Below are 7,603 nucleotides of genomic sequence, written 5' to 3'. Positions count from 1 at the left end.
GACCAGGACAAAGACGACAACAAGGACACCGAATAGTGGCGCGCCGCGGCAAGAAGAAGGGCCGGCCGATCTCGGGCTGGCTGATCCTGGACAAGCCGGTCGGCATGGGCTCGACCGAAGCCGTCTCCAAGATCAAATGGCTGTTCCAGGCGGAAAAAGCCGGCCATGCCGGCACGCTCGATCCGCTGGCGTCCGGCATGCTGCCGATCGCGCTTGGCGAGGCCACCAAGACCGTTCCCTACGTGCAGGACGGCGCCAAGATCTATCGCTTCACCGTCGCATGGGGGCAGGAGCGCTCCACCGATGACCTCGAAGGTCCGGTGTCGAAGGAGTCCGATCTGCGTCCGTCGGAAGCCGAGGTGCTCGCCCTGCTGCCGAAATACACCGGCGTCATCATGCAGACGCCGCCGCAATTCTCGGCCATCAAGATCGCCGGCGAGCGCGCCTATGATCTGGCCCGCGACGGTGCGACGGTCGACATACCCGCGCGAGAGATCGAGATCGGCCGTCTGGACGTTGTCGAGCATGGCGCCGACCATACTGTTTTCGAGGTCGAGTGCGGCAAGGGCACCTATGTGCGTTCGCTGGCCCGCGACATGGGCCGCGACATGGGCTGTTTCGGCCATATCAGCGAATTGCGCCGGGTCGAGGTCGAACCGTTCACCTCGGAGGACTTCGTTACCATCGCCGAGTTGGAAGCTGCCCGTTTCGGCGTGGTGGAGGGAAACGCGGACGCGACTGATATCGCCGACGCTACGGTAGCCGCCGACACGGCAGAGGCTGCCGACAAGGTGGAAGTGCCAATCGACTTCGATGCCATCGATGCGCTCCTGGTCGACACATCGGCTGCCCTCGATTGCCTGCCGCAGATCGCCATCAGCGACGATGCGGCGACCAAGATCCGCCTTGGCAACCCAGTCATCATCCGCGGCCGCGATGCACCGGTGGAAGCCGAGGAAGCCTGCGCCACGGCGCGCGGCAAGCTGGTCGCCATCGGTGCCATCGAGCAAGGCATGTTCAAGCCCAAGCGGGTCTTTGCCGGGTGACGGCTCTCGTCTAACTTCAGTTCGACTCTACGTTCGAGGGGCACATGGCAAAGGCCGAAGCGGTGAACAAACGGGCGCCGGTGAAAACGCGCCGGCCGCCGGTCGGTGCGTCGCCTGGCACGCTGATCGCCGACCCCTCGGCGCGTCGCAGCGAACTCAGGCTGACGCTGATCTCGCCCGAAAAATTCAAGACCATCGAAAATGCCAGCATCGACGACCTCAACACCCATTGCGACAAATGGCCGGTCCTCTGGCTCGACTGCACCGGCCTCGCCAACATCCCGCTGATCGAGGAGATCGGCCGCATTTTCAGCCTGCATCCGCTGGCGCTGGAGGACGTCGTCAACACCGGCCAGCGGCCGAAGGTCGACTTCTTCGAGGACCATGCCTTCGTCGTCGTCAGGATGATCGACGACGTCACCTCGCATCGCTATGAGCAGATCGCCGTCTTCTTCGGCAGCAACTTCGTCGTTACCTTCCAGGAGCGGGAAGGCGATCCGTTCGATCCGGTGCGCAAGCGCATCGAAAGTTCGGCGCCCAACCGGCTGCGCGCCCGCGGCGCCGATTACCTCGCCTATGCGCTGATCGATGCCATCGTCGACAGCTATTTTCCGCCGATCGAGGCCGCCGGCGACACGGTCGACAGCATCGAGGACGAGATGCTGCATTCGCCGCACAAGCATCAGATGCGGCAACTGCATGAATTGCGGCGCGACGCCAACGTGCTGAAAGGCGTGCTTTGGCCAATGCGCGATGCGCTGGCGACGCTGATCCGCAACGATGTGCCCTATGTGAAGGCCGAGACCAAGATCTTCCTCAACGACACGCTCGACCATGCGCTGCGGCTGATCGAACTGGTCGAAACCCAGCGCGACATGCTGACCGGCCTGATCGAAATGCACCTGTCGCTGAGCCAGGCGCGCACCAACGACGTCATCAGCTATCTCACCATCGTATCGGTCATCTTCATGCCGCTCACCTTCCTGGTCGGCATCTGGGGCATGAATTTCGACCCGGAGTCTTCGCCCTGGAACATGCCGGAACTGAAGGCCTATTATGGCTATCCCTTGTCGCTGCTGTTCATGGCGCTTGTCGCGTTCGGGCTGATCGCCTTCTTCAAATGGAAGAAATGGCTTTGACAAGGATAAACCTGCCATTTTGGGCCTGAAAAGCCGGCTGGTGAATTGGGCTGGTGTTTTCCGGGGAATTGCACTATATGCGCCGCAGCATAGCGCTGTGACGCTTTGCTTGCACCGGCCCCTGCTGGACGACATCCCGGCTGAGGGCGACCCGTTTCCTCAAACAGATAAGGAAAAACACGATGTCGATTACTGCCGAGCGCAAACAGGAATTGATGGGTGAATTCGCAACCGCCAAGGGCGATACCGGGTCTCCGGAAGTCCAGGTGGCCATCCTTTCCGAGCGCATCAAGAACCTGACCGACCATTTCAAGGACCACAAGAAGGATAACCATTCCCGCCGTGGTCTGCTTGCTCTCGTCTCCCAGCGCCGCAGCCTGCTTGATTATCTCAAGCGCAAGGACGACGCGCGCTACCAGACGCTGATCGAGAAGCTCGGTCTGCGTCGTTGACGAATTGACCGGCGGGCTTTCGAAGGAGAGCCCGCCGGTCGCGCATTCTGCCAGTCGTATCGACTGGCCAGACCCGGTTTCGATCGTGCAGAGGGCACTCGAAACCGCCCATGGACGGTCATGGGGCAGGATTGCAGGACGCTCGCGCGCGCTCGCCGCGCCGAAATTACCCGAGCTTCCCGTTGTCTTGCCCGTGGCTGCCCGAGAAAGGAAGCCAGGGAAAGGGCATCCGCGCACCGTGAAACGGCGCGGCCCTTTCCTCATATTAAGGACAAGACATGTTCAATCACCACAAAGTGGAAATCGAATGGGGCGGCCGTCCGCTCATCCTCGAAACCGGCAAGATCGCACGCCAGGCTGACGGCGCGGTGCTCGCCACCTACGGCGAGACCAAGGTTCTCGCCACCGTTGTTTCGATGAAGGAGCCGAAGCCCGGCCTCGATTTCTTCCCGCTGACCGTCAACTACCAGGAAAAGACTTACGCCGCCGGCAAGATCCCGGGTGGCTATTTCAAGCGTGAAGGCCGTCCGAGCGAGAAGGAAACGCTGGTTTCCCGCCTCATCGACCGCCCGATCCGCCCGCTCTTCGCCTCCGGCTACAAGAACGACACGCAGATCGTCGTCACCGTCGTCCAACATGACCTCGAGAACGATCCCGACATCCTGTCGATCGTGGCCACCTCGGCTGCCCTGACGCTCTCGGGCGTGCCCTTCATGGGCCCGATCGGCGGCGCCCGCGTTGGCTATATCAACGGCGAATACGTGCTCAACCCGCATGTCGACGAGATGCAGGAATCGAAGCTCGACCTGATCGTCGCCGGCACCACCGACGCCGTGCTGATGGTTGAGTCCGAGGCCAAGGAATTGGGCGAAGAGCTGATGCTCGGCGCCGTCATGTTCGGCCACAAGGGTTTCCAGCCGGTCATCGACGCCATCATCAAGCTGGCCGAAGTCGCCGCCAAGGAGCCGCGCGACTTCACCGCGCCGGACTATTCCGCGCTTGAAGCCGAGATGCTGAAGATCGTCGGCGACGAACTCAGCAATGCCTACAAGAACGTCGACAAGCAGAAGCGCTACGCCGCCGTCGACGCCGTCAAGGCGAAGGTCAAGGCAGCGTTCGCCCCGGTCGAAGGCGAAGATGCCAAGTACACCTCCGAGCAGATCGGTTCGGTTTTCAAGGAACTCCAGGCCAAGGTCGTGCGCTGGAACATTCTCGACACCGGCTCGCGCATCGATGGCCGTGACCTGAAGACAGTCCGCAAGATCGTCTCTGAAGTCGGCGTCCTGCCACGCACCCACGGTTCGGCGCTGTTCACCCGCGGCGAGACCCAGGCGCTGGTCGTTGCAACGCTCGGCACCGGCGAGGACGAGCAGTATGTCGATTCCCTGACCGGCATGTACAAGGAGAAGTTCCTCCTTCACTACAACTTCCCTCCCTACTCGGTCGGCGAGACCGGCCGCATGGGTTCGCCGGGTCGCCGCGAAATCGGCCACGGCAAGCTTGCCTGGCGCGCCATTCGCCCGATGCTGCCGAGTGCCGACCAGTTCCCCTACACGCTGCGCGTCGTCTCGGAGATCACCGAGTCCAACGGTTCGTCGTCGATGGCCACCGTCTGCGGCACCTCTCTGGCGCTGATGGATGCCGGCGTGCCGCTGGCCAAGCCCGTCGCCGGTATTGCCATGGGCCTGATCAAGGAGGGCGAGCGTTTCGCCGTTCTGTCCGACATCCTTGGTGATGAGGATCACCTCGGCGATATGGACTTCAAGGTCGCCGGCACCGCCAACGGCATCACCTCGTTGCAGATGGATATCAAGATCGAAGGCATCACCGAGGAGATCATGAAGATCGCGCTGGACCAGGCCAAGGATGGCCGCCAGCACATCCTCGGCGAGATGGCGCATGCTCTGACCGGCGCGCGTTCGGAACTCGGTGAGTTCGCACCGCGCATCGAAGTGATGCACATCCCGACCGACAAGATCCGTGACGTGATCGGCTCGGGCGGCAAGGTGATCCGCGAGATCGTCGAAAAGACCGGCGCCAAGATCAACATCGAGGACGACGGCACGGTCAAGATCGCTTCGTCCAACGCCAAGGAGATCGAGGCGGCGAAGAAGTGGATCCACACCATCGTCGCCGAGCCGGAAGTCGGCGAGATCTACGAAGGTACGGTCGTCAAGACCGCGGATTTCGGCGCTTTCGTCAACTTCTTCGGTCCGCGTGACGGCCTCGTCCACATCTCGCAGCTTGCCAACGACCGGGTCGCCAAGACCTCGGACGTGGTCAAGGAAGGCGACAAGGTCTGGGTCAAGCTGATGGGCTTCGACGAGCGCGGCAAGGTCCGCCTGTCGATGAAGGTCGTTGACCAGGCCACCGGCAAGGAACTCGCCCGCGACAAGAAGAGCGAAGGCGAAGAAAACGCCGCCTGAACGTCTTGAGTTCATGAATTGAAGCGGGCGCGGCTTATGTCGCGCCCGTTTTCATTTCAGCCCCGGTTTTCACTTTCAAATAGCCCAGACAAGTCGAGATCGAACGATGTCCGCCGAGCCGTTGAAGACGCTTTTCCATCCCTTCGAGGCCGAGGCTGTTGCTTTGCCGGGAAAGGGCGAGCGCGTGCTGTTTCTCGGCGCTGAGCCGGGTTTTCGCCTGCCTGAAGGCTTCGAGGCGACGCTTCACCTCGTGCAGGGCTTCCGGCCGCATTTTAGCGCGCTGCAGGCGTCTGGCTGCGCCGTCACCGCGCAAGTGGAAGGCGATGGCTTCGATATGGCACTTGTGCTTGCCGGCCGGCATCGGGGTCTGAACGAAGTGCGCCTCGCGGAGGCGCTTGAGCGTGTGGCGCCGGGCGGCTTGGTCGTCGTTGGCGGCGGCAAGGACGATGGCATTGCCAGCCTGCGCAAGCGGGTCGGCGAACTTGTCCCCCTCGAGGGCCATCTGCCGAAATATCACGGCATCGCCTTCTGGTTACGCCGTCCCGCCGACCTCGCCGCCGCGGAGGAACTGCGCGCCGCCAATCCCGCTCTGCTGGTTGAAAACCGGTTCCGCACCGCGCCCGGCATGTTTTCCTTCGACCGGATCGATACCGGCTCGAAATTGCTGGTCGAGAACCTGCCCAATGATCTGCGTGGCAACATTGCCGATTTCTGCGCCGGCTGGGGGTATCTGGCTGCCGAGATCGCCGTCCGCTCACCGGGCATTTCAGCGCTCGACCTCTATGAGGCCGATTTCGCCTCGCTCGAAGCCGCAAAGCTCCATCTGGCAGGGGTCGGCCAGTCGATCGCCAGGAATTTCTTCTGGATCGATCTGCTGAAGGAACCGGTCGAGAAGCGCTACGACGCGATCGCCATGAACCCGCCCTTTCACCGCAGCCGGGCGGCCGAGCCGGAGATCGGCGCCGGCATGATCCGCGCGGCGGCCAAGGCCTTGAAACCAGGTGGTCGGCTGTTCATGGTCGCCAACCGCCAGCTTCCCTATGAGCCGATCCTGGCGGCCGCTTTTTCGAGCCATGCCGAACTCGCCCGCGACGGCATGTTCAAGGTGCTTGTCGCTCGTCGTTGATACAATGCACCGCGTTCAATGCAGATTGGCGACGCGTCGGACCTCATCGGTGACGTGCACGTCGCCGACCCTGATCTTGAGGGGGGCCGGCCTGCCGTACAGGTAGCCTTGCACCACCTCGCAGCCGGCTGCCCTGAGCAGCGTCGCCTGGCTTTCGGTCTCGACGCCTTCGGCAATGATGCTGACGCCGAGCGCGCGCGAAAGCCCGACGATCGTCGAGACGACCGCGCCGGAGCTGGAGTCGGTGTCGAGGCGGCTGACGAAGGACCGGTCGATCTTCAGCTTGCCGAATGAGAAATCGATCAAATAGCTCAAATTGGAATAGCCGGTACCGAAATCGTCGACGGCGACCGAGATGCCCATATCCGCAAGCTCCTTCAGGATGGCGGCGGCGCGGTCGCGGTCCTGCATCATCGCCGTCTCGGTCACTTCCAGCTCCAGCCGCGACGGCTTGATGCCGGTGCTCGTCATGGCGTCGTGCACGATGCCGACGAAGTCCTTGGTCATGAACTGGACGGGCGAGATGTTGACGGCGACGAAGCAATCGTCGGGCAGATGCCGGGCGTCGCTGCAGGCTTTGCGCAGCACCCATTCGCCGATCGGGCCGATCATGCCGGTTTCCTCGGCGATCGGAATGAACTCCATAGGCGGGATCATGCCGCGTTCCGGATGCCGCCAGCGGATAAGCGCTTCATACCCGACGATGCGGCCGGTCGGGAGATCGAGCTGCGGCTGGTAATGAAGGTCGAAGTCACCACGTTCGAAGGCTATGTGCAGTTCGGATTCGATCCATTGGCGATGGTCGGCGACCCTGCCCATTTCGGCATGGAAGACCGACCAGTTGCCGACGCCGCTGGCGCGCGCGTTCTGCAGCGCCAGATTAGAGCGGCGCAGGATGAGGACCGGATCGACGCCGTCCTTTGGCATCGCCACGATGCCGACCGACAGGCTGACCGATTGCAGGTGCGTACCGAGATCATAGGGCTCCATCATCTCGTCGATGAGCCTCTCTATGGTGCTTTCCAAGGACCCCGAGACTTGATTGTCGGGCAGCAGGATCGCGAATTCACCGGCGCCGATGCGTCCGATCAGCGCGCGCGGTGGCACGCACGTCTTCAAGCGCTTGGTGAAGGCGCGGATCAACTCGTCGCCCTGGCTGTAGCCGATGGCGTCATTGATCTGCTTGAAGCGGTCGATGTCGATATCGATGAGGAACATCGGCTCGCCGGTCCGGCTGGTCGCGCATGCCGCCTCGGCAATCTTGCCGACCATCGCCGGGCGTGCCACCAGGCCGGTCAGCTTGTCGAAATGGGTTTCCGTGAAGACGAAATCCGCTGATTCATCGACGCCGGCGAAGAAGGACATCGCGGCGACCGACGCCGCCAGTGCGCAAAGAGCGGCCATCACCGAGACC

The 7,603-nt window shown here is 62.5% G+C and carries 6 protein-coding genes; 5 read left to right on the top strand and 1 reads right to left on the bottom strand.

Going from position 1 to position 7,603, the window contains the following annotated elements; all coding sequences use genetic code 11:
* Nucleotides 1–35: 35 nt before the first annotated feature.
* The 5 genes from truB to EN984_RS15035 all read left to right on the top strand — a co-directional run bounded on the left by truB (nucleotide 36) and on the right by EN984_RS15035 (nucleotide 6,189).
* Nucleotides 36–1,046: a tRNA pseudouridine(55) synthase TruB gene (gene truB, locus EN984_RS15055; protein WP_127270703.1), complete on the top strand. Its 1,011-nt coding sequence runs from the start codon at nucleotides 36–38 to the stop codon at nucleotides 1,044–1,046.
* Nucleotides 1,047–1,090: 44 nt separating this feature from the next.
* The gene (gene corA, locus EN984_RS15050) at nucleotides 1,091–2,185 is read left to right on the top strand and encodes a magnesium/cobalt transporter CorA (RefSeq protein WP_127270701.1); all 1,095 of its coding nucleotides are present in this window, start codon (nucleotides 1,091–1,093) and stop codon (nucleotides 2,183–2,185) included.
* 140 nt (nucleotides 2,186–2,325) lie between these two features.
* Nucleotides 2,326–2,637: a 30S ribosomal protein S15 gene (rpsO, locus tag EN984_RS15045; protein ID WP_269470859.1), complete on the top strand. Its 312-nt coding sequence runs from the start codon at nucleotides 2,326–2,328 to the stop codon at nucleotides 2,635–2,637.
* 278 nt (nucleotides 2,638–2,915) lie between these two features.
* Nucleotides 2,916–5,063 carry a polyribonucleotide nucleotidyltransferase gene (pnp, locus tag EN984_RS15040; protein ID WP_127270698.1) on the top strand — a complete coding sequence of 716 codons (2,148 nt, stop codon included), beginning with the start codon at nucleotides 2,916–2,918 and terminating at the stop codon, nucleotides 5,061–5,063.
* A 106-nt stretch (nucleotides 5,064–5,169) separates the two neighbouring features.
* Nucleotides 5,170–6,189 (top strand): class I SAM-dependent methyltransferase, encoded by a 1,020-nt coding sequence (locus EN984_RS15035; RefSeq protein WP_127267919.1) that lies wholly within the window; start codon nucleotides 5,170–5,172, stop codon nucleotides 6,187–6,189.
* Nucleotides 6,190–6,204: 15 nt separating this feature from the next.
* On the opposite strand, the gene EN984_RS15030 is transcribed toward EN984_RS15035, so the two are convergent.
* Nucleotides 6,205–7,603: bifunctional diguanylate cyclase/phosphodiesterase (locus EN984_RS15030; protein ID WP_164765480.1), on the bottom strand; the 1,399-nt coding region annotated here is incomplete at its 5' end.

The organism is Mesorhizobium sp. M7A.F.Ca.CA.004.12.1.1, assembly GCF_003997835.1.
GTDB lineage: Bacteria > Pseudomonadota > Alphaproteobacteria > Rhizobiales > Rhizobiaceae > Mesorhizobium.
This window is presented reverse-complemented; position numbering and strand designations above follow the sequence as displayed.

Bases quoted from the DNA above. Each gene is read 5' to 3' on its own strand.
- corA (WP_127270701.1), top strand. From the start codon at position 1,091: ATGGCAAAGGCCGAAGCGGTGAACAAACGGGCGCCGGTGAAAACGCGC.
- EN984_RS15035 (WP_127267919.1), top strand. From the start codon at position 5,170: ATGTCCGCCGAGCCGTTGAAGACGCTTTTCCATCCCTTCGAGGCCGAG.
- pnp (WP_127270698.1), top strand. From the start codon at position 2,916: ATGTTCAATCACCACAAAGTGGAAATCGAATGGGGCGGCCGTCCGCTC.